Source organism: Amycolatopsis sp. NPDC050768 (genome assembly GCF_040654155.1).
Lineage (GTDB): Bacteria > Actinomycetota > Actinomycetes > Mycobacteriales > Pseudonocardiaceae > Amycolatopsis.
Genome location: NZ_JBFAHL010000026.1, coordinates 1 through 21,919, shown reverse-complemented (window position 1 = coordinate 21,919; position 21,919 = coordinate 1). Strand labels below are relative to the sequence as shown.

20 protein-coding genes are annotated in these 21,919 nt (G+C 70.7%); 17 read left to right on the top strand and 3 right to left on the bottom strand.

From position 1 onward, the window contains the following. Window positions 1-6: 6 nt before the first annotated feature. From AB0H62_RS45925 to AB0H62_RS45850, 16 genes are all read left to right on the top strand, one after another. Window positions 7-1,179, top strand: coding sequence for a Xaa-Pro peptidase family protein (locus AB0H62_RS45925; protein WP_220238900.1), 1,173 nt, complete (start codon window positions 7-9; stop codon window positions 1,177-1,179). Next, window positions 1,176-2,222 (top strand): aminopeptidase P family N-terminal domain-containing protein, encoded by a 1,047-nt coding sequence (locus tag AB0H62_RS45920; RefSeq protein WP_360592423.1) that lies wholly within the window; start codon window positions 1,176-1,178, stop codon window positions 2,220-2,222. The genes AB0H62_RS45925 and AB0H62_RS45920 overlap by 4 nt, the downstream gene beginning before the upstream one ends. Beyond that, window positions 2,219-3,298 (top strand): ornithine cyclodeaminase family protein, encoded by a 1,080-nt coding sequence (locus tag AB0H62_RS45915; protein ID WP_220238898.1) that lies wholly within the window; start codon window positions 2,219-2,221, stop codon window positions 3,296-3,298. The genes AB0H62_RS45920 and AB0H62_RS45915 overlap by 4 nt, the downstream gene beginning before the upstream one ends. Window positions 3,299-3,343: 45 nt before the next feature. Beyond that, the gene (locus AB0H62_RS45910) at window positions 3,344-3,853 is read left to right on the top strand and encodes a 3-isopropylmalate dehydratase (RefSeq protein ID WP_220238897.1); all 510 of its coding nucleotides are present in this window, start codon (window positions 3,344-3,346) and stop codon (window positions 3,851-3,853) included. Continuing rightward, window positions 3,850-5,130, top strand: coding sequence for an aconitase/3-isopropylmalate dehydratase large subunit family protein (locus tag AB0H62_RS45905; protein ID WP_220238896.1), 1,281 nt, complete (start codon window positions 3,850-3,852; stop codon window positions 5,128-5,130). Before AB0H62_RS45910 ends, AB0H62_RS45905 begins: the two co-directional genes overlap by 4 nt. Beyond that, a complete protein-coding gene (locus AB0H62_RS45900; RefSeq protein ID WP_220238895.1) occupies window positions 5,127-6,389 on the top strand; it encodes an aconitase family protein in 1,263 nt (420 codons plus the stop codon). The genes AB0H62_RS45905 and AB0H62_RS45900 overlap by 4 nt, the downstream gene beginning before the upstream one ends. Then, entirely contained in the window at window positions 6,386-6,883 is a 498-nt protein-coding gene (locus tag AB0H62_RS45895) for a hypothetical protein (RefSeq protein ID WP_220238894.1), read from the top strand. The genes AB0H62_RS45900 and AB0H62_RS45895 overlap by 4 nt, the downstream gene beginning before the upstream one ends. Window positions 6,884-7,154: 271 nt before the next feature. Next, window positions 7,155-8,144 (top strand): ABC transporter substrate-binding protein, encoded by a 990-nt coding sequence (locus tag AB0H62_RS45890; RefSeq protein ID WP_220238893.1) that lies wholly within the window; start codon window positions 7,155-7,157, stop codon window positions 8,142-8,144. 12 nt (window positions 8,145-8,156) lie between these two features. Continuing rightward, the gene (locus AB0H62_RS45885) at window positions 8,157-8,936 is read left to right on the top strand and encodes an ABC transporter ATP-binding protein (protein WP_220238892.1); all 780 of its coding nucleotides are present in this window, start codon (window positions 8,157-8,159) and stop codon (window positions 8,934-8,936) included. Continuing rightward, window positions 8,933-9,760, top strand: a complete 828-nt coding sequence (locus AB0H62_RS45880; RefSeq protein WP_220238891.1) for an ABC transporter permease — start codon at window positions 8,933-8,935, stop codon at window positions 9,758-9,760. The genes AB0H62_RS45885 and AB0H62_RS45880 overlap by 4 nt, the downstream gene beginning before the upstream one ends. A 4-nt stretch (window positions 9,761-9,764) precedes the next feature. Then, window positions 9,765-10,577, top strand: a complete 813-nt coding sequence (locus AB0H62_RS45875; protein ID WP_220238890.1) for an ABC transporter permease — start codon at window positions 9,765-9,767, stop codon at window positions 10,575-10,577. A 25-nt stretch (window positions 10,578-10,602) separates the two neighbouring features. Then, window positions 10,603-12,666, top strand: a complete 2,064-nt coding sequence (locus AB0H62_RS45870) for a hydantoinase/oxoprolinase family protein (protein WP_220238889.1) — start codon at window positions 10,603-10,605, stop codon at window positions 12,664-12,666. Continuing rightward, window positions 12,663-14,411, top strand: a complete 1,749-nt coding sequence (locus tag AB0H62_RS45865) for a hydantoinase B/oxoprolinase family protein (RefSeq protein WP_220238888.1) — start codon at window positions 12,663-12,665, stop codon at window positions 14,409-14,411. Before AB0H62_RS45870 ends, AB0H62_RS45865 begins: the two co-directional genes overlap by 4 nt. Next, window positions 14,395-15,756, top strand: a complete 1,362-nt coding sequence (locus tag AB0H62_RS45860) for an MmgE/PrpD family protein (protein WP_360592421.1) — start codon at window positions 14,395-14,397, stop codon at window positions 15,754-15,756. The genes AB0H62_RS45865 and AB0H62_RS45860 overlap by 17 nt, the downstream gene beginning before the upstream one ends. Window positions 15,757-15,812: 56 nt before the next feature. After that, complete coding sequence (locus AB0H62_RS45855; RefSeq protein WP_220238886.1) at window positions 15,813-16,595, top strand: PaaX family transcriptional regulator C-terminal domain-containing protein; 783 nt, start codon at window positions 15,813-15,815, stop codon at window positions 16,593-16,595. Between the two features lie 11 nt (window positions 16,596-16,606). Continuing rightward, window positions 16,607-17,590 carry an amidohydrolase family protein gene (locus AB0H62_RS45850; protein ID WP_360592419.1) on the top strand — a complete coding sequence of 328 codons (984 nt, stop codon included), beginning with the start codon at window positions 16,607-16,609 and terminating at the stop codon, window positions 17,588-17,590. 17 nt (window positions 17,591-17,607) lie between these two features. Here AB0H62_RS45850 and AB0H62_RS45845 read toward each other — a convergent pair whose 3' ends face one another. Together AB0H62_RS45845 and AB0H62_RS45840 are read right to left on the bottom strand one after the other, a co-directional pair. After that, a complete protein-coding gene (locus AB0H62_RS45845; RefSeq protein ID WP_360592418.1) occupies window positions 17,608-17,781 on the bottom strand; it encodes a hypothetical protein in 174 nt (57 codons plus the stop codon). 168 nt (window positions 17,782-17,949) lie between these two features. Next, window positions 17,950-19,104 carry a DUF1015 family protein gene (locus AB0H62_RS45840; protein WP_220238883.1) on the bottom strand — a complete coding sequence of 385 codons (1,155 nt, stop codon included), beginning with the start codon at window positions 19,102-19,104 and terminating at the stop codon, window positions 17,950-17,952. A gap of 113 nt (window positions 19,105-19,217) precedes the next feature. On the opposite strand from AB0H62_RS45840, the gene AB0H62_RS45835 reads away from it, so the two are divergent. Further along, entirely contained in the window at window positions 19,218-20,741 is a 1,524-nt protein-coding gene (locus AB0H62_RS45835) for an MDR family MFS transporter (protein WP_220238882.1), read from the top strand. Here the strand turns inward: AB0H62_RS45835 and AB0H62_RS45830 are convergent. Continuing rightward, a complete protein-coding gene (locus tag AB0H62_RS45830) occupies window positions 20,738-21,628 on the bottom strand; it encodes a TIGR03854 family LLM class F420-dependent oxidoreductase (protein ID WP_255637753.1) in 891 nt (296 codons plus the stop codon). The two genes, AB0H62_RS45835 and AB0H62_RS45830, sit on opposite strands and share 4 nt — an antisense overlap. Window positions 21,629-21,919 lie beyond the last annotated feature (291 nt).

Sequence of the window (21,919 nt, the reverse complement as noted above, 5' to 3'; positions counted from 1 at the left end):
GAATCCATGACGATCGACCACGCCCCGGCACCCGCCGGTGCGGGCCTGTCCCCCGAGGACCTCGCGGAGCTGCAGCTGCGGCACCGCAAGATCCGCGACGCGATGGCCGAGCAGGGCCTCGACGTCGTACTCGCCTACGGCCCGGCCTGGCGGCGCGAGAACATCCGCTACTTCACCGACGTGACCCCGGCCGGCAGCGCCGCGCTCGTGGTGTTCCCCGCCGAGGGTGACGCGGTGGCGTTCTCGACCCGGCCTTCGGACCTCGCGGCGTTCACCGCGCAGGGCTGGGTCGGCGAGGCCCGGCGGCTGGACCCGGCGAACCCGGCGGAGCTGGGCGTGGTCCTCAAGGAGCTGGCGCCGCGGCGCATCGGCATCGCCCACCACGAGCTCGTGCCGCTCGTGCTCATGGAGACGATCCGCGCCGCGGCGCCGGGCGCCGAAGTCGGGTCGGCCACGAAGCTGCTCGACACCGCGCGGCTGGTGAAGAGCGAGTGGGAGCTGGCCCGGATGCGCCGCAGCGCCGTGGTGTGCGCGGCCGGCTGGGAAGCGTTCGTGGACGTGCTCGAGCCGGGGCTGCCGGAGTACCGGATCGTCGCGGAGGTCGAGGCGCGGCTGAAGAACCTCGGTGCCGAGGACAACTTCATGCTCATCGCTTCGGGCCGCGACGAGGTGCGCGGCATGACCCCGCCCGGCGACCGGCTGCTCGAAGCGGGCGACATGGTGCGGACCGAGCTCACGCCCAAGATGGACGGTTACTGGCTGCAGATCTGCCGCTCCGCCGTGGTGGGCAAGGCCGACGACGGGCAGCGCAAGTCGTTCGACCTGTTCAACGAGGCCGTCGAGGCCGGCATCTCCGTGGTGCGCCCGGGCATCACCGCCCACGAGGTGGCGGTGGCCGAGAACGACGTGTTCCGCAAGTACGGCTACGGCGAGTACTGCTCCAGCAACTACACCCGCGTGCGCGGCCACGGCCACGGCCTGCACCTCGACGAGACGCCGATCATCGAGGGCAACCACACCGTGCTGCCCGAGAACTCCGTGTTCATCATCCACCCCAACACCTACACGCCGCTGGCCGGCTACCACGTGCTCGGCGACCCCGTGCGCGTGACCGCCGACGGCTGTGAAGTGCTGATCACGACCGAACGGAAGCTGTTCGAGACAGGAGACGTGGCGTGAAACGAGGTCTGCACGTACTCGACCCCGCGGAAACCCCCGACCAGGAGTGGGGCGACCGCGTCGCCGCGCTCCAGAAGGCCATGGCGGCCCAGGGCGTCGACGTCGCGTTCGTCTACGCCGACGTGTCCCGCTCCGACGACCTCGCCTACCTGACCAACCTGTGCCTCTACTGGAACGAAGGCGTGCTGGCGATCCCCGCCGAGGGACCCGTCACGTTCCTCACCAAGCTGTCGCTGCGGGTGCAGAACTGGATGAAGGCCTCGTCGAAGGTCACGGAGTTCAGCGGCGGCAAGAACTTCGCCGACCTCGTCGCGAAGTACCTGCTGGGCAAGAAGAACGGCACCATCGGCCTGGTCGACGCCGCGCTGTGGCCCGCCGACGTGGCCGACGAGATCGTGGCCGCGGTGCCCGGCTGGCAGGTCAAGCGCCTCGGCAGCCTGGTCCGTGAGCAGCGGCTCATCCCGTCGGCGGCCGAGACCGAGCTGCTGCGCGCGGCCGGCCGCATCCTCGACGACGCCGCGGCCAAGGCGACGGTGGAGGGCAGCACCGCCGGCAGCCGTGTCGAGACCGTGGAACGCGCCTTGCGCGGCGGCGGTTTCCTCGACCTGTACCCGAGCTCGCTGTCCACTTCGGACGGCGTGACGTCCTTCGGCGTCACCGGGCAGTACCGCATGAACTGGGTGTACTCGAGCCGCGTCCTCGGTGACGGCGCGAGCTGGCCGGCCGCGATCAAGGACGCGCTGACCGCGGCCATCGCGGCAGCCAAGGCCGGCGCGAGGATCGGCTCGCTCGCCGAGGCCGCCGCGCCCGCGCTGGCGAAGCTGCCGGGCGGCGCCAAGGCCGAGGTCCGCTGGGTCAACCAGGCCGATCTGTCCACGAGCGGCGAGTTCCGCGCCCAGGACCCGGCTGCCGTACTGGCCGACGGCGAAGCGGGCGCGGTGTCCGTGGAGGTTGCCTTCGCCGACGGCGGCAACGCGGCCGTGGCCGAGACCGTCCGCGTCACCGAAGGCGAACCCGAACACCTGACAGGAGCACAGCGGTGAGGATCCTTTCCAACGGCGACATCGAGCAGGTGCTCACCGCCGGCGAGACGCTCGACGCGCTGGAGACGGCGTACAAGGAGCTCAACGCCGGCCAGGGCGCCAACCGGCCGCGCAACCACACGTACTTCCCGGTCGAGGACAGCCGCCACCCCGGCTTCCGCTTCCGGTTCAAGTCGCAGGAGGGCGGCAACGTCTCCAGCGGCGTGTGGGCGCTGCGGATCACGTCCGACATCGCGGGCGTCGAGACGCTGCCCAGCGGCGTGCAGCGCCGCCGGCTCATCCCGGCCGCACCCGGCGGCCGCTACGTCGGGCTCGTCACGCTCTACAGCCTGACCACGCTCGAACCGCTCGCCATCATGCACGACAGCTTCATCCAGAAGATGCGCGTCGGCGCCACCTCGGCGCTCGGCATCCGGGAACTGTCCAACCCGGACGCGACGGTCGCCGGCATGTTCGGCTCCGGCTGGCAGGCCGAGGCACACCTGGAGTGCCTGCTGATGGTGCGGCCGAACATCGAAGAGGTCCGCGTCTACAGCCCCACGGCGGAGCACCGCGAACAGTTCGCGAAGGTGTGGAGCGAGAAGACCGGGCGCAAGATCGTGGCCGTGGACGAGCGGCGCGACGCCGTGGCGGGCTGCCAGATCGTCACCTGCGCCACCGCGGCCATGGAAGCCTGCTTCGACGGCGCCTGGCTCGAACCCGGCACGCACGTCACGGCGATCACCTCGCCCGACGGCACCGCCACCCGGCGCGAGCTGGATGACACGACGTTCGACCGCGCCGACCGCATCACCGTGCTCTCGCGCGAGCAGGTGCACCACGACAAGCAGTACGACATCCTCGGCCCGGTCAACCGCGGCCTGAAGTCGTGGGACGACATCCGCGAGCTCGGCGACCTTCTGCTGGGCGAGGCGCCGGGGCGCACGAGCCCCGACGACATCACCGTGTTCGCCAACAACACCGGCATGGGCGTCCAGTTCGCGGCCGTCTGCGCACGGGCGCTGGCGCTGGCCGAGGAGCGCGAGCTCGGGCACACCGTGCCGACCGACTGGTTCCTGGAAGAGACGAGCCCGTGACCGGTTCCCGCCGCACACCACCGGATCCACGAGCGGAGAATCCCCATGGGCAGTGAACATCGCGTCGGAGGCAAGATCATCACCTTCGGCGAAAACGTGAACACCGACGTCATCATCCCCGGCCGCTACCTCGTGAGCATCGACCCGGCTGAGCTCGCCGAGCACGCCTTCGAGCCGCTGGGGCCGGAAACTCAGGCGCGGCTGCGCGCGAGCGACGTCGTCGTCGCCGGCCGCAACTTCGGCTGCGGCAGCGCGCGGGAGCAGGCCGCCACGTGCCTGATCGGCGCCGGGATCAAGGCGGTCGTCGCGGCCTCCTTCTCCCGCGTCTTCTTCCGCAACGCCATCAACACCGGGCTCGTCGCGGTCGAGTCGCCCGCCGCGGCGGAAGCGGCCGCCGACGGCGGCGAGATGTGGGTCGACTACGACGCGGGCACGGTCGAGGTGGGCGGGCAGACCTTCCCCTTCAGCCCGTACCCGCAGGTGCTGCGGGAGATCATGGCCGACGGTGGCCTGATCCCGCACCTGATGGCGAGCTTCGCGGGAGGAAAGCAGTGACCGCCAAGACCTTCGCGCAGAAGGCGATCGAACGCGCGTCCGGGGTCGCGGACCTCGTGCCGGGCCAGATCGTCGACGCGTTCCCCGACCTGTACATGAGCCACACCGCGAGCTGGCGTTGCATCCGCACGCTGGAGAAGATGGGCGTCGAAGAGCTTTACGACGTCAACCGCGTGGCCATGGTGATGGACCACCTGTCCCCCGCCATGAACGCGAAAACCGCCGCGGACCACGCGTTGTGCCGCGAGTTCGCGCAGAAGATGGGCGTGAAGAACTTCTTCGACGTCAACAGCGGCATCGCGCACATCGTGCTCATGGAGCACGGGCTCGTGCGGCCCGGCCAGTTCATCATCGGCACCGACTCGCACTCCACGATCTACGGCGCGTTGGGCGCGTTCGGCACCGGCGTCGGGTTCAGCGAGATCACCGCCGCGTGGGTGACCGGCAAGCTGTGGGTCAAGGTGCCCGAGTCGGTGCGGATCGTGATCGACGGCGACCTCGCCCCGGGCGTCTACGCCAAGGACATCATGCTCAAGCTCATCGGCGACCTCGGTGCCGACGGGCTCACCTACGAGTCGGTGGAGTTCTCCGGCTCCTACGTCGAGGGCATGTCGGTTTCGGAACGCATGACGTTCTGCAACCTGGCCATGGAGATGGGTGCGAAGAACGCCTTCGTGGCCCCGGACGACACCACGCTCGCCTACCTGGACGAGGCCGGCGTGCCGCGCGACGAGCTGGACATCCTGCTGCCGGACGAGGGCGCCACCTACCGCGCCACCGTGCGGCTCGACGGGCCGACGCTCGCCCCGCAGATCGCGGTGCCACACACGGTCGACAACGTGGTGGGCGTCGGTGACGTCGCGGGCACGAAGCTCGACCAGGTCTTCATCGGCTCGTGCGCCAACGCCAAGTACGACGACCTCGTGATCGCGGCCGACGTGCTGGCCGGCCACCGCGTAGCCCCAGGCCTGCGGCTGATCGTCACGCCGGCGTCGGCGAAGATCATGGCGCAGGCTTCGGACAGCGGTGTGCTCACGAAGCTGATCCAGGCCGGCGCGATGATCACCAACCCCGGCTGCGGGGCGTGCGCGGGCAACGGCGGCGCGATGGCCGACGGCGAGACCACGCTGTCGACCGCGAACCGCAACTTCCAGGGCCGCATGGGCAGCTACGACTCGAAGATCTTCCTGTCGAGCCCGGCCACGGCCGCGGCGTCGGCCATCCGCGGCGTGATCACCGACCCCCGCGAGATCGTCGCGACGGCGGTGGTCGCGTGAACCTCGTCGAGAAGATCCTCGCCCGCGCCAGCGGCCGCGAGTCCGTGGAGCCCGGCGAGATCGTCGTGGCCAAAGTGGATCGCCTGATCATGCACGACCTGTCCGGGTACCTCACCTCGCAGGTGTACGAGAAGCGTGTGAACGTGCCCATCCCCGACCCCGAGCGGGCCGTGATGGTGTTCGACCACCACTTCGCGCCGCCGACTGAGCAGCAGGCGGACGTGCTGCAGCACAACCGCCGGTGGGCCCGCAAGCACGGCCTGAAGCTGTACGACTGCGGCAACGGCAACCTGCACCACGCCGTGGTGCGCAACGGGCACATCAAGCCGGGCATGATCGTGGTCGGGTCCGACAGCCACACGCCGGTGCACGGCACGATGGGCGCGCTCGCGGTGGCGCTCGGCAACGACTCCCACGCCGGAACCGTGCTGCCGTACGGCAAAGCGTGGTTCAAGGTGCCGGAGACGACCAGGGTCCACCTCGAAGGGACGCCGAAGCCCGGCGTCACGCCGCGCGACATCGCGCTGTGGCTGGTCGGCCGCATCGGCGAGGGCGAGCTGAACTACCGGGCCGTGGAATTCGGCGGCCCGTACGTGCGCGGACTGTCCTTCTGGGACCGCTGGCTCTTCCCGTTGCTGTGTGTGGATCTCGGTGCCAAGTGCAGCTTCGTCGAGCCGGACGAGGTCACCGAGGCGTTCGTGCGCACGCTGCCCGGCGGCGACGCCGGCCTGCTGGTGCACGGTGACGGCGAGGAAGCGGCGCAGGTGCTGCGCTTCGACGTCGGCGAGGTCGACCCCACGGTCGCCTGCCCGCCGACCGTCGGCAACGTCAAGCCCGTGGCCGAGGTCGCCGGCACGCCGGTGCAGTACGCGGAGCTGGGCGGCCACGGCGGCGGCCGGCTCGAGGACTTCCGTACGGCGGCCGAGGTCCTGGCCGGGCACAAGGTGCACCCGGACACGCGGTTCCACCTCGTGCCCTCCAGCCGTGAGGTGTTCGCGGAGGCCGCGCGCGAGGGGCTGGTGCTCGCGCTGCACGAGGCCGGTGCCACGTGGTTCCCGCCCAGCACGGGCTCGAACCAGGCCTACAACATGGGCGCGATGGCGTCCGACGAGACGATGATCTCCACCCACGCCCGCAACTTCCCCGGCCGCAACGGCAGCCCCGACGCGTCGATGTACCTCGCGTCCTCGGCCACCGTCGCCGCGTCGGCCGTCGCGGGTGTCATCGCCTCGACCGTCCAAACGGGAGGGAAATCGTGAAGTTCGAGGGCCGCTGCTGGCGGTTCGGGGACAACATCCCGACCGACCGGCTCGTGAAGACCCAGTACGTGTTCGAGCCGATGGAAATCCTCGTGCAGCACGTGCTCGAAGACCTCAACCCGGAGTTCCCGAAGCAGGTGCAGCCCGGTGACATCGTGTTCGCCGGCAAGCACTTCGGGCAGTCCTCGGGCCGCGCCATCGCGACGAAGGCGTTGCAAGCCACGGGAATCGGGTGCGTGGTCGCGGAAACGTTCGCCCGGACGTTCTACCGCAACTGCTTCGAGGTCGGCCTGCCGGCGCTCGAAGTCGGGCTCAACCCCGACTTCGCCGCCGACGGCGACCGCGTGCGCGTGGACCTCACCACCGGTGAGTTCACCAACCTGACCACGCAGACGACGATCCGCGGCGCCGCGGCCGACCCGTTCCTCGTCGACATGCTCGAGGCGGGCGGTCTGATCAGCCTCGCGAAGAACCGGCCGGAGGTGTTCCGCTAGGACGGACGTGAACGGTGAAACCCCCTGGCGGGCAAGGACTTCGCGTCCGCCGGGGGTTTCGTCGCGCCCGCGGTCCGGTGGGAAATCCCGGGCCAAACGATGTTTCTCAACTTCTTGACGCGCGTCGAGATCGAGAGTCACACTGACCGGAGCACAAAGAGGTGCACCTCCCGATGCTTCTCATGGTCGACACCTCGCCCGATTCCAGACCGAGGCGGCAAAGTTCCCCCGCGTCCCGGTCTCCCCCCTGGACACAATCGAGGTCTCCCCCGTGCCATGGAAAACTCTCCGCCGGACGCGGTTCGCGTTACCGGCCATCGCTCTCGCCTTCGTCGCCACCGCGTGCGGCTCGGGTGGTGCCGCCTCCTCCGGCGGCGGTGAGACGATCACCCTCGGCCTGCCGGTGCAGGCCACCACCCTCGCGTCGGTCTACCTGGCCAACGACGAGAACCTCTGGAAGCAGCACGGCCTCACCGTCAAGGCCGTCACGTTCAAGGGCGACGCCGAGCTGGCGAAAGCCGTGCTCTCCGGTGACGTCGACGTCGCCGTCGGCTCGCTCACCGGGCCGCTCACGGCCGAGGAAGCCGGCCAGGACGTGAAGGTCATCTACGGCGGTTTCGACATGACGGCGTTCGCCTGGTACGCCGTGCCCGAGATCCACACCGTGGCGCAGGGCAAGGGAAAGAACTGGGGCGTGACCACGATCGGTTCGTCCACCGACCTGCTCACGCGCTTCGCCGCGGCCAAGGCGGGGCTCGACCCCAACAAGGACATCAAGGTCGTGCAGGGCGGCGCCTCGGCGGCGCGGTTCGCGGCCATGAAGGCGGGCCAGCTGCAGGCCAACATCTTCACCGAGCCGCAGACGGTCTACGCGCAAAAGGCCGGCTACAACAAGATCCTGGACCTCAAGGACCTCGTCGACAGCTACCCGATGCACGTCACGTGGAGCAAGCCCGGCTTCGTCGACGACAACCCCGACCGGGCCAAGAAGTTCGTCGACACGCTGTCGCAGGCGATGCAGATGACCAAGGACCAGCCCGACGCCGCGGCCAAGTCGATCGCCAAGGCGCTCAAGATCAGCGTCGACGACGCGAAGGCCAGCATGGCCGAGTGGATCGACCAGCTCTACCCCGACGGCCGCATGCCCTCGGCCAAGGCGATGGACGACTTCTGGCAGATGGGCCTGCAGGGCAAGGTGTTCGCGAAACGGCTGCCCGACTCGCAGTGGCTCGACACCCGCTTCCTGCCCAAGACCAGCTGAACGGAGGACCCGATGGCAGACATCACCTTCGACGGCCTGCAGATCTCCTACCCCGGCAAGGGCGAATCGTTCGTGGCGGTGAACGGGTTCGAAGCGCACGTGCGCGACGGCGAGTTCGTGACGATCGTGGGCGCCAGCGGCTGCGGCAAGAGCAGCGTGCTGCTGGCCGCCGACGGCCTGCTGCGCCCGTCCGCCGGCGAGATCCGCATCGGTGACAAGGTCGTCAGCAAGCCCGGCCCCGACCGGGGGGTGGTGTTCCAGGACGCGTCGCTGATGCCGTGGCGCACGATCCTCGCGAACGTCGCGTTCGGACTCGAGATGCAGGGTGTCGACAAGGCGACGCGGCTGGACCGGGCCCGGCACTTCATCGAGCTGGTCGGCCTGGCCGGGCGTGAAGACGCGCACCCGCACCAGCTGTCGGGCGGCATGCGCCAGCGCGTGGGCATCGCCCGCGCGCTGGCCACCGACCCCGAGGTGCTGCTGATGGACGAGCCGTTCGGCGCGCTCGACGCGCAGACACGCGAGCTGATGGCCACCGAACTGCTGCGGATCTGGGACCTGGACCGGAAAACGGTACTGTTCGTGACCCACGGCATCGACGAGGCCGTGTTCCTCGCCGACCGCGTGCTCGTGATGGGCGGCAGCCCGAGCCGCGTGGTCGAGGTGATCGAGATCGACCTGCCGCGTCCGCGCGACGCCGCGGTGCGCGCGAGCGAGGCGTTCGGCAAGTACCGCACGCACCTGGCCGAGCTGCTCTTCGGTGCGCAGGCCAAGGCGGCGGTGCCGTCATGACGCAGGGCTTGCGCACGCGGCCGCCGCGCCCGGTGGCCGCGGCGCCGCCGAGCCGCGCGGTGGGCCTGCGCTGGCTGCCGCCGGTGCGGGCGCGGTTCGTGCTCGGCAGCGTCGTCGTGGTTCTCGCGCTGTGGCAGCTGGCCGCCTCGACCGGCCTGGTCGACGTGGAGTTCACCAGCACGCCGGTGGCGATCGTCCAGGCCGGCGGCGACCTGCTGAGCTCGGGCGAGCTGTGGGAGAACGCGCAGACGACGCTTGTCGAGTTCTTCACGGGCTTCCTGCTCGCCGTCGTGGTCGGCGTGCCGGTGGGCATGCTGATGGGCTGGAAGCTGCGGATCCGCCAGACGCTGGAGCCGGCGCTGGTCGCCCTCTACGTGACGCCGTCGCTCGCGCTGCTGCCGCTGGTGGTGCTCGCGCTGGGCATCGGCGAGGCGTCGAAGATCGCGATGGTCTTCATCGAAGCCGTGATCACGATCGCGGTGAACGCCATGGCCGGCATCCGCGAGACGGACCCGAAGCTCGTGCAGGCCGCGAGGGCGTTCTGCGCGGGCGGCGGCGCGATGTTCGGCAAGATCCTGTTCCCGAGCGCGCTGCCGACGATCATGGCCGGGCTGCGCCTCGGCGCCGGGCGCGGCGTGATCGCCGTGATCGTGGCCGAGCTGTACGGCGGCACGGACGGCGTGGGACAGCTGATCTCCACGTACGGCCAGAATTTCGACGTCGCCCCGCTGCTGTTCCTGACCCTCGTGGTCGGGATCTTCGGCTACATCGTGACCGCGCTGCTGCGCGTGCTCGGCACCGCCGCCACGTCGTGGGAGAGGTGAACCGATGACCACCACTGTCAGTACCACTGTGCGTCCCCCCAAGCGGCGGCGGGTGCCGGAGAAGGCCATGCCGATCGTGCTCGGCGGCGGTTTCCTCGTGCTGGTCGCCATCCTGTGGCAGATCGCCGTGTGGGCCGGCCTCGTGAACCCGTTCCTGACGTCCTCCCCCGTGCTCATCGCGGGCTCGCTCGGCAACCAGATCGGCTCGGGGCTGCTGCTGCGCAGCATCGGCACGAGCGCGCTGGAGCTGGTGATCGGCTTCGGGATGGCCGGCGTTGTCGGCGTCGCCGTGGGACTGCTGATGGGCCGCTACCGCTACGTCGACTACGTGGTCGAACCGTACGTGTGGCTGCTCTACTCGGCGCCGATCATCGCGTTGTTCCCCCTGCTGGTGCTCATGTTCGGCCTCGGCAGCCCGACGGTCGTCGCCATCACGTTCCTGATGTCGGTGATCCCCGTGATCGTCAACTCCGCCCAGGGCGTGCGCAACGTCGACCCGAAGTTGATCCGCACCGCGGTGTCGTTCGGCGCGGGTGAGACCGCGTTGCTGCGCAAGGTGATCCTGCCCGCGTCGGTGCCGACGGTGATGGCCGGGCTGCGCCTGGGCGTGGGCCGCGGGCTCGTCGGCGTGGTCGTGGGCGAGTTCTTCGCGGGCGACGGCGGGATCGGCTACAACATCAGCTTCTTCGCCGGTCACCTCGGCACCACGGACGTGCTCGCCTCGGTGTTCGTGGTGATCGTGGTCGGCGTCCTGCTCAACGTGGGCGCCCGCAAGCTCGAATCCCTCGCCGACTCCTGGCGCACCGAACTCCCCTGACCGCTTTCCAGGAAAGAGGTACCTCGTGAAGCAGATCGCCGCCGACATCGGCGGGACGTTCACCGACCTGACCGCCGTGGACGAGCACGGCGTCTTCAGCACCGCCAAGACCCTGACCACCCCGCACGACCACGCGGAAGGCGTGCTCGACGGGCTCGACAAGCTGGGCGCGCACCTGCCCGACACCGAACTGTTCCTGCACGGCTCCACCATCGCGATCAACACCGTGCTGCAGCGCGCCGGCGCCGCCACCGCGCTGATCACCACCGAGGGCTTCCGCGACGTCTACGAGATCGGGCGCGGCAACCGTTCCGAGCCGTACAACCTGTTCTTCGGCAAGCCCGACCCGCTGGTTCCCCGCCGGTTGCGACGCGAGGTGCGCGAGCGCGTGCTCGTGGACGGCAGCGTGCGCACGCCGCTCGACGTCGCCGCCGCGCGGGAGCTGATCACCGAGCTGAAGTCCTCGGGCGTGCAGTCCGTCGCGGTCTGCCTGCTGCACGCGTATGCCAACCCGGAGCACGAGCTCGAGCTGGGCCGGCTGTTCACCGAGCTGTGGCCCGAGGCGTACGTGACGCTGTCGCACCAGATCATGCGCGAGTACCGCGAGTACGAGCGCACGTCGACCGCGGTGCTCAACTCCTACGTCGGCCCGGTCGTGTCGCGCTACCTCGACTCGCTGACCACGCGGCTGGAGGCCCGGGGCTTCCGCGGCCGGCTGCTGATCATGCAGTCCAACGGCGGCATCATGTCCGTCGAGACGGCGCGGCAGAGCCCGGTGCGGATGATGGAGTCGGGTCCGGTCGCCGGGGTGATCGGGGCGTCGGCGCTCGCCGCGGGCCTCGACCTGCCGCGGCTGATCTCGTTCGACATGGGCGGCACCACGGCCAAGACCAGCCTGGTCAAGGACGGCCAGGTCGACATCAGCCCGGGCTACTTCATCGGCGGTTACGCGACCGGGCACCCGATGGCGCTGCCCGTGGTCAACATCGTCGAGGTCGGCTCCGGCGGCGGCAGCATCGCGTGGGTCGACCCCGCGGGCGCGCTCAAGGTCGGCCCCGTCAGCGCCGGTGCGGCACCCGGCCCCGCGTGTTACGGCCGCGGCGGCGACCGCCCGACGGTGACCGACGCGAACCTCGTGCTCGGCCGCCTCGGCGCGAGCCGGTTCCTCGGCGGCGAGATGCCGCTGGACCGCGCGGCCGCCGAAGCCGCGATCACGAAGCACGTCGCCGAACCGCTGGGCCTCGACCTGCTGGCCGCCGCGCGCGGGATCGTGACCATCGCCGACGCGCAGATGTCGCTGGCCGTGCGCGCGGTTTCGGTGGAGAAGGGCGAAGACCCGCGCACGTTCGCGCTCGTGGCGACCGGCGGCGCGGGCCCGCTGCACGCGGTGTCCATCGCGCGTGAACTCACCATCGGCACGGTCGTGGTTCCCGTGCTGCCCGGGCAGTTCTCGGCCAAGGGCATGCTCTACTCCGAGGTGCGGCACGACCTCACGCGCACGCACTTGGCGAAGTTCGAATCGTCCACAGTGGAGCAGTACGCGATCACGCTCAAGGCGCTGGGCGCCGAGGCGTGGGCGCGGCTGCGGGCCGACGTCGGCGAGCCGGCGACCGCGCCCGTTCTGCAGCACTTCCTCGAACTGCGCTACCAGGGCCAGGAGTTCACGATTCCCGTGCCGGTGCCCGAAGAGGGACTGTCCACTTCGAACCACGCGGCCGTGCGTGCGCTGTACGACGAGATGCACAACCGGCTCTACGGCCACCACGCGTCGGACGAGACGGTGGAGGCCGTCGGTGTCCGCACGGTGATCTCGCTACCGCTCGAAACGACCGCGGGCAACGCGGCCGAGGTCGAAACCGCCTCGGGCGAGCCGGAGCCGGTCGAGCACCGGCCCGTGGTGCTGCACGGCGGCGGCCCGGAACCCGTGTCCTGTCCCGTCTACGACCGCGAGGCGCTGCGGCCCGGCCACCGGATCACCGGTCCCGCCGTGGTGCAGGAAGCCACGTCCTCGGTCGTGTTCTACGCCGGCGACGTGCTCACCGTCGCGCCCGACCTTTCGCTCGTCGTCTCCGTGGGGAGCCCCGCATGAGGAACACCATCGACCCCGTCACGCTCGAAGTGGTCCGCTGCGCGCTCGTGGCGTACTCCGACGAGATGGCCACCGCGCTGCGCCGCGCCGCCTACAACCCGATGATCTTCGAGGTCCAGGACTACTGCGTGGGCCTGGTGGACACCGAGGGCGAGCTGATCGCCCAGAACCTCGGCGGCCTGCCGATCTTCCTGGCCGACCTCGGCGTCTCCGTGGCCGACGGCATCGAGCGCCACGGCCTCGAGGGCTTCGAACCCGGCGACGCGCTGGTGATGAACTACCCGTACGTCGCGGGCCAGCACCTCAACAACGTCGTGGTCTACACGCCGATCTTCGTCGACGGCAAGGTGGTGGCGTTCCCCGCGGTGCGCGCCCACTGGGTCGACATCGGCGGCTCGCGCATCGGATTCGGCTCCACCGCCACCACCGACATCTACTCCGAGGGCCTGCAGCTGCGCTCGATCAAGGTGATGAAGGCCGGCGAGTGGGACGCCGACGTGATGCAGATCCTCAAGGACAACATCCGCATCCCCGAATCGTCGCTGGGTGACCTGCGCGCGGCCATCGCGGCCTGCCGTCTCGGCGAGCGTCGCATCGCCGAGCTCGCCGAGCGCTACGGCCTCGACACGGTGATGGCCTGCATCACCGAGATGCGCGACCAGTCGGAACGCCTGTCGCGCCACGCGGTCGCGCAGATGGCCGACGGCGAGTACACGGCGTCCGCGTGGATGGACAACGACGGCCAGGACCTCGACAAGCGCATCACGCTCGACCTCAAGGTGATCGTGAAGGGCGAAGAGCTCACGATCGACTTCTCCGACATCAACGAGCAGGTCAAGGGCCCGCTCAACTCCGGCAAGTCGGGCGGCGTCGCGGCCGCGCGCGTGGCGTTCAAGATGTTGACCCTGCCGACCCACCCGGTCGACGAAGGGTCCTTCCGCAACCTGCACGTGGTGCTGCCGGAAGGGAAACTGCTCAACGCCAAGTCCCCGGCCGCGCTGGGCCAGTGGAGCATTTCGCTGCCGACGGTGGTCGACACGATCATCCGCGCGCTGGCCGACGCGTTGCCCGACCAGGTGCCGGCCGCGCACAAGGGCGACATGTCCGGCTTCACCTTCCACGGCATCGACGAGAAGACCGGCTCGCGGTTCGTGTGCCTCAACATCAACGGCGGCGGCTGGGGCGGGCGTCCCGTCGGCGACGGCCCGAGCGCGTGCGTGTCGGTGTGCCAGGGCGACGTGCGCAACATCCCCATCGAGATCCAGGAAGCGCGTTACCCCTTGGTGTTCACGCGTCACGAGCTGCGCGCCGACAGCGGTGGCGCGGGCCGCCACCGCGGCGGGCTGGGCCTGGAGATCGACGTGGAGCCGCAGCAGGCGATGTTCACCAACATCGCCAACGAGCGCACGACCTGCCCGCCGTGGGGCCTGCGCGGCGGCCAGGCGGGTGCGGTCAACGACACGATCGTCACGCAGCCGGGCGGGCAGCCGGAGCACGTGAAGAAGCACACCGGGCTGGCGTTGCAGGCGGGGTCGAAGGTCACCTTCCGCACCGCGGGCGGCGGGGGCTGGGGTTCGCCGTCGGAGCGGCCGGCCGCGGACGTCGCCGAGGATGTGCGTGACGGCTTCGTGACGGCCGAGGCCGCGCGTGAGCTGTACGGCGTCGTGCTCACGGCCGACGGGCGGGTGGACGAGCCGTCGACCGGCCGGCTCCGGGCCACGCAGGCAGATGTCGCTCGTCGATGAGCTCGCCGCGCGGGCGCACTCGGTCGGTTCCCGGCCGGTGCCGCCCGCGGTCCGGGCCGCCGTGCGAGCCCACCTGACCGACGCCGTCGGTGCCCTCATCGCCGGCCACACCACGCTCGCCGGCTCGGTGGCCGGGCTCGCGCACACCCTGTCCGCGGAGTACGGCGCCGCGCGGCGGACCGCGTTCCTCGGCGGGGTGTACGCCCACGGCTGGGAAGCGGGCGACATCCACCGCGGTTCGGTGCTGTGCCCGGGGTGTGTGGTGTTGCCGGCGACGCTGGCCGTGTTGCCTGTCGATGCTTCTTTCGACGACTACGAGCGGGCGTTCCTGGCCGGCTACGAGGTGGCGCTGGCCGCGGCGTCCGCGATCGGGGGCGAAGGGCTGATCCGGCGCGGGTGGTGGCCGACGGCTCTGCTGGCCCCGCTCGGCGGTGCGGCCGCGGCTTCGGTGCTCCTCGACCGGCCGCTCGCCGTCACCGCGTCGGCGATCGCGCTGGCCGCGCAGCACGCGGGCGGGTCGATCGCGGGCGCGACGGACCGGGCGGACGGCAAGTACCTTCTGGCCGGGTTCGCGGCGGAGCGCGCGGTCACCGCGTTCCTCGCGGCCGACTCCGGCTGGACGGGCCCGCTCGACATCCTCGACGACCCGCGTTCGCCGCTGCGGCGTTCGGACGCCGCGTTGCCGGAGCCGTTTCTGCTGCCGGAGACGAGCCTGAAGCCGCACGCGGGGGCGAAACACCTGCAGGGCGCGATCGACGCCGTGCTGTCGTTGCGTCCTGGGGGCGGCTGGTCCCGCTCGTCGGTGCGGCGGCTGAGGTGCCTGTTGCCGGCGCAGCTGGCCGGGATCGTCGATCGGCCGCCGCCGTTCGGGTCGGCGTTGAGCGCGTTGGGCAGTGCCCAGTTCGTGCTGGCCATCTCAGCGCTGCGGGGGCACTGCACGCCGTGGGACTTCGAGGACGGCGCGCTGCGCGACGAGGCCGTGCTGGAGCTGGCGCGGGTCGTCGAGGTCGGGTCGGCCGACGACCTCACGGCCGCGTATCCCACCAAGTGGGGCGCGCGGGTTGAGATCACCACCGCGTCGGGTGAGGTCCACGCGGATCGGCTCGACGCGCGGGGTGACCCGGGGAACCCGTTGCCGGACAACGAGATCGTGGGCAAATTCGTCACGCTGGCCGAGCGCGAGCTGGGCCCGGCGCGGGCCCGGATGGTCGCGGAGTCGTTGCTGGGCCCGGATCCCTCGACCGTGTCGGTGCTGCGCGAGCACGTGCTGCCGTTACTCGGGGGTACGTTCGACAGGTCACCGGAGAACGCCGCGGCGGGCGTGAGAACAGGGGGTTCGTCCTGACCACCGACCGACCCGCACCCGACCTGAGCCGCGCGCCGACGCCACAGACGGTGCTGATGACGATGCTCGGCCGCTACTGCCTCGAGGCGAACCCCGAGATCGCGACCGCCGGGTACATCGAGGTACTCGCGCGGATCGGCGTGTCCGCGCACGCCACGCGGCTCACCCTGTCGCGGATGACCGAGCGCGGGCTGCTGGACCGCTCGCGCCAGGGCCGCGCGGCGTACTTCCGCGCGTCGGAGGTCGGGCTGCGGGTGGTGCGCGTGCAGCAGCAGCGGACGTTCCACGACACAGGCGAGGGGCCGCAACCGCCCGGCGCGTGGACGGTCCTGTGCTTCTCGCTGCCGGAGACGCACCGCAAGGAACGCCACCTGCTGCGGCGGAGCCTCGCGTGGGAGAGCTTCGGGCTGCTGCGCGACGGCGTGTGGCTCGCGCCGGGCGAGCGCGACGTGTCGGCGATCCTCGCGCAGCTGCCCGGCGCGGGCGTCGAGAAGCACGTCGAGGTGTTCACTGCGTACCCGAAGTTCGACGACGTGCAGGGGATGATCTCCCGCACGTGGCACCTCGACGAGCTGGCCGCGCGCTACGACCGGTTCCTGCGGTCCTGGGACGTGCCCGACCCCGTACCCGAGGCTCTCGACGACCTCGGCCGTGACCTGATCCTGGCGTCGGCGTGGCGCCAGCTGCTGCGCGAGACCCCGCACCTGCCCGCCGAGCACCTGCCGGGCGACTGGCCGGCCACGCGCTGCCACGAACTGTTCCGCACCCTGCACGAGAACTACCGCCCCGATGCCGACCGCATCTTCGCCGGCATCCTCGCCGAACACCGGATGAGCTGAGGAGAATTTCGATGCGCGTGGTGGACACCCACTTCCACTGGTTCCCCCGGTCCCACTTCGAAACCATGGCGCGACGCGGCTCGTTTCCCCGCACCGAACGCGTCGGCGACGGCTACCGCTACCTGTACAACAACGGCCGCGGCTTCATCCCGCTGCCGGCCATCTGGTCCGACCTCGACGCGGGCTTCGAGGCGGCGTTTGCCGCCACCGGCCCCGATACCGTCGTGGTCTGCACCACCGGCGTGCTGGCGGGGATGCTCGACCAGATGCCGGCGGACGAGGCGCTGGACGAGGCGTACGCGTACAACGAGGAAATCGCTCGTGCGCAACGCCTGCACCCGGGCCGGTTCTTCGGCACGGCCGCGGTTCCGTTGCAGGACACGGCGACGGCCTTGAAGGTGCTGGACCACGCGGTGGGTTCACTCGATCTCCGCGGGGTGAACCTGCCTTCGATGATCGGCTCGGAAACCGTTGACGCTTCGCGCCTGGAGCCGTTTTACGAGCGGGTCGCGGAGCTCGACGTCCCCCTCATCGTGCACCCGACGGACCTCGCCTTCAACGAAGTCCTCACCGGCTACGCGGACGGCATCCAGCGGTCCATCGGCCGCCTCCTCGACTCCAGCGTGACGGTGCTGCGCCTCATCTTCAGCGGCATCATGGAACGCCACCCGTCTCTGCGCATCGTCCAAACCCACGCCGGTGGCCTGCTGCCCTACCAGGCTGGGCGTATCGACAAGAACGCTCGCATCGAAGGGTTGCCGCGCCTGCCTTCGGAGTATTTGAAGCGGGTCTTCGTCGATACGGTCGCACCCCAGTCGCTGACCATCCGCACGGCACTGGAGTACTACGGCCCGGACAACATCCTCTACGGCACCGACCACCCGTGCTGGAGCCCCCACGCGGCGGTGTCGGTGCTGGACGAGTCGGCCTTGTCGGATGAGGTGCGGACGAAGATCTACTCGACCAACGCGGAGTCGGTGTTCCGCCTGACGTGAGTCTCCACTGTGAACGCTCACTCCCCCGGTTCGACGACTCCGTGATGTTCCCCACCAGTGTCGAAGAAACGGGTCGCGTAGTCCTCCGGCGGGAGTGGGCTGTCGCGCAGCAAGGAGACGACCTCGGTTCCCGGCGAAAGCGCGCCGGTCTCACCGACGGCGTAGGCCTGGGCGAAGTCCAGGAAAGTCACCCCGTTCTCCGAGGCAAAAACGCCGAGCCTCGCGCTCCGCGGATTCGAGGGCGGAGGCGGGGCTGGACGCACGCCAGAGGGTGATGCGTTCTTCGAACGGCGTGCCCTGCCACAGGGGCCACTGGAAAACGCAGCGGACGGCATACCACTCCATCGTCGCCAAGACCCTCAGATCTCCGCGAGAACCAGCCCACCCCGAGGTTTCGGGGTGAAGTAAGTCGCCTTGCGGGGCATGCGCAGGCCGGCCGCGTGGACCTTCAGCACGGTCGAGAACTCGACGGGCGCCAGTTGCACCACCGCGTCGGCATCCGGAGGTGCAGGGCGGCCGGCCGGCAAGGGCTGCACGTGCGGGCCGTCCAGATCCAAACCGAGAGCCTCCCCCAACAGCAGCTGCTCCACCACAGCGTGGTCGATCGTCAGCTCGTCGGCCGGCGGCAACACCACCCGCAAGGAAGACGGCCGGGCCAGTACCACCACCGAACCCGAAACAGCGGGCGCAGTGGCGTCGACGATCTCCGAAACCTCCAACCCGACCCCACGCCAAGCCGAAGCCAACGCATCGGACGTCAGCCCCGTCCCCGTCAGCACCCGGTGGATGGCCCCGATCCGCAACCGCGGTCCGCCGGTAACCAAAGCCAGCAGCGCACCCGTCTGCGCAGCCGCGGCCACGCGGTGATTCCCGTCCGCGACCAGAAGATCCGCAGCCGACGCGGCCCCCACCAAACGTTCCTGCAAAGTCCCCGACGGAACCACCCACAGCTCGTGCCGTCGCCCCGACTGATCCACAGTGGACACGTCCGGCGGCCCCAGCGCCGCGCACGCCGCCTCCACCGCCGCGGTCAGCGCCTCGCCGCCGGACGACGGCACCAGCAGCGCGGCACTCGTCGCGGTGCCCAGCCCGGCCAGCACCGCGGCGCGCTCGGCCACCACGTGCGGGTACACCTCCTCCGTGTGCCGCACGTGGGACCCGCCCGCCGTCAGCTCACGGACGTCGACCAGGCACAGCACGCCCACCGCGACGCCGTCCGGCCCCGAGATGCGGTAGGGCGCGACGAACCCCGCCACCGACCGGTAGTGCCGCGCCCGGATGCGGGCCAGCGCGGCCCGCGCCGAAGGCAGCGCGGCGGCCAGGTCGAGGCCCCGCGCCAACGCCGCGGGCGTGCGCGCCGGGTGCTGCACCGCCAGCAGCGTGTCGCCCGCCGCGCCGGGGGACGCGAGGGCCGTGACCACCGCGTCGGGCTCCGCGAACTCGTCGACGTCCGGGCCCGGCACCTCGCCGCGCACCACCCACCCGCGGCGGATCGGCCGCACCCACGTGTCCATCCCCTCATCATGGCTGGCCCGCCAAGACTGTCCGACAGTCACTCGTTCGTGAAATGCTTACCGTTGCGAAACAGTTGTCCCGGCCCCTGGGAACCCCGAAGGAGACCCCGCCGATGAGCACCCCCGCCGAGACGCCGGCGACCACGAAAAAGGCCGTCGGCCTGCGCTCCGAACGCGGGCCGGTGCTTGCGGCGGTGATGCTGAGCACCGGGCTGGTCGCGCTCGACAGCACGATCATCGCCACGGCCGTGCCCTCGGTGGTCGGCGACCTGGGCGGGTTCTCGCAGTTCCCGTGGCTGTTCTCGGTCTACCTGCTCACCCAGGCGGTCACCGTGCCGCTCTACGGCAAGTTCGCCGACGTCCTTGGCCGCCGGCCGGTGATGTTCTTCGGCATCGCCGTGTTCCTGCTCGGCTCGGTGCTGTGCGGCGCGGCCTGGAGCATGCCGGTGCTCATCGCCGCGCGAGCCCTGCAGGGCGTTGGCGCCGGGGCCGTGCAGCCGATCAGCATGACAATGGTCGGCGACCTGTACACCGTCGAGGAACGCGCGCGCGTGCAGGGCTACGTCGCCGGTGTGTGGGCCGTCGCGTCCGTGCTCGGCCCGGCGCTGGGTGGCGTGTTCTCCGAGTTCCTGAGCTGGCGCTGGATCTTCTTCGTGAACCTGCCGCTGGGTGCGATCGCCGCCTGGATGCTGTACCGGAAGTTCGCCGAACGCGTCGAACGCACGCGCCACCGCATCGACTACGCGGGCGCCGGCCTGCTCATCAGCGGCTGCACGCTGCTGATCCTCGGGCTGCTGGAAGGCGGCGTGGCCTGGGGCTGGGGCTCAGTGGTGGGCGTCCTCATCTTCGTCGCTTCCGCGGCGGCGCTGGTCGGGTTCGTGCTGGTCGAACGCAGCGCGGCCGAGCCCGTGCTGCCGCTGTGGGTGTTCACGCGGCGCACCCTCGTGGGCGGCACCCTGGTGGCCCTCGTGGTCGGTGCGACGCTGATGGGACTCAGCTCGTTCCTGCCGACCTACGCTCAGGGCGTGCTCGGCCACGACGCCCTCACGGCCGGGTTCGCCCTGGCCGCGCTCACCGTCGGCTGGCCGCTCGCCGCGTCGCTGTCGGGACGGCTCTACATGCGGATCGGGTTCCGCGACACCGCGTTCATCGGCGCCGGGCTCATCGTCGTCGGCGTGGTGCTCACCACACTGCTCGGCGCGGACACCTCGCTCTGGAGCGTGGCCGGCGCCGCGTTCGTGGTCGGCGCCGGCCTCGGCCTGGCCTCGAGCCCCACGATCGTGGCCAGCCAGTCGAGCGTCGGCTGGGAACGCCGCGGCGTGGTCACGGCCACGAACATGTTCGGCCGTTCGCTGGGCAGCGCCATCGGCGCGGCGGTGTTCGGCGCGATCGCCAACTCCACCCTCGCCGACCGCTTCGCCCACCCGCCCGCCGCCGTCGCCGGGCGCCTGCCCGACAGCGCCGACGCGACCAGCCTCGTACTCGGGCGGAACGACCACTCGGCGGCCGCGGAGTACGTGCGCGATTCGCTGGCAGGCGCCACGCACAACGTATTCGTGGCGATCGCCGCCGTCGCCGCGCTCAGCCTCGTCGCGCTGGCCCTGATGCCGCGCAAGACGGAGCAGCTGCAGTTCTAGTTCTGGAGCGGCAACAGCTCGCGGTGCAGGCCGTCGAGGAACCGCCGGTAGTCGCCCGAATGCCCGGGCCGGATCACGAACTTCGACAGCCCCGCGTCGATGTGCTGCTCCAGCAGGCGCCGCGCCTCGGCCCAGCTCGTGGCCACGAGCTCGGTCACGGGCGTGCCGGGCCGGCGCTTCGCGGCGACCTCCAGCATCCGGTCGGGCATCCCCTCACTCGCCACCAGCAGGCTCAGGCCGAAGTGGTCGGGCTCGATCTCGCGCCCGGCCTCGGCGGCGGCGTCCTGGATCGCGATGCGCGCTGCCCGCGCCTGCTCAGGTGAGTGGAAGCTGCCGAGCCAGCCATCGGACAAGCGCCCGGCGCGGCGCAACGCCGCGGGCGCGCTGCCGCCGAGCCACACGTCGAGGCGTTTGGCCGGGCGCGGCCCGATCGTCACGCCGTCGACCTGGTAGAACTCGCCGGCGAAGTGCACGTCGTCCTGCTCCAGCAGCAGTCGCAGCAGAGTGAGGGCCTCGTCGAAGACCGCCGCGCGCGGGCCGGGCACGGGGAACAACGCGTGTTCGGCCGCGTTTGCCGGCCGCAACCCGAACACCGGCAGCACGCGCTTCGGTGCCAGCCCGGCCAGCGTCACCAGCTGCTTCGCGACGAGCACCGGGTGACGGCCGGGCAAGATCGCGACGCCCGTGCCCACCTTGAGGCTCGTGGTGCGCGCGAGCGCGTGCGCCATCCCGATCAGCGGGTCGACCTCCGGCGCGTAGACCAGCTCCGATAGCCACAGCGAGTCGATTCCGGCCGCCTCCAGCGTCTCCGCCAACCCCGCGAACTCCGCGGGCCCGGTCCCCGGCGCCGGCGCCACCCCCACCCGGATCTTCAGTTCCTCGCCCACCCGTGCTCCTTCCGCAGTCGTCCCCAGGGCCAACACGCGAAGGCCCGCCCGGTATGCCCGCAGGAAGAAGGCCCCCTCCCGGATGGGGGCCGGAAGGAGGCCTTCTGCCCGGTCGGGCCGGTGTCCACGCCGGCCGCGTTCCGAGCCCGCTCATCGTGGAAGAGGGACGTACAAGAGCCGTATATATTGCTGTGTCTTTGGCCCCGGCTTCGCCGGGGCGTGCGAGATCGCCTTTGAGCCGGCTTCCGGATGGGGCGGTCGGATCGGCCGGGGGCCGATCGCACCGCCCCA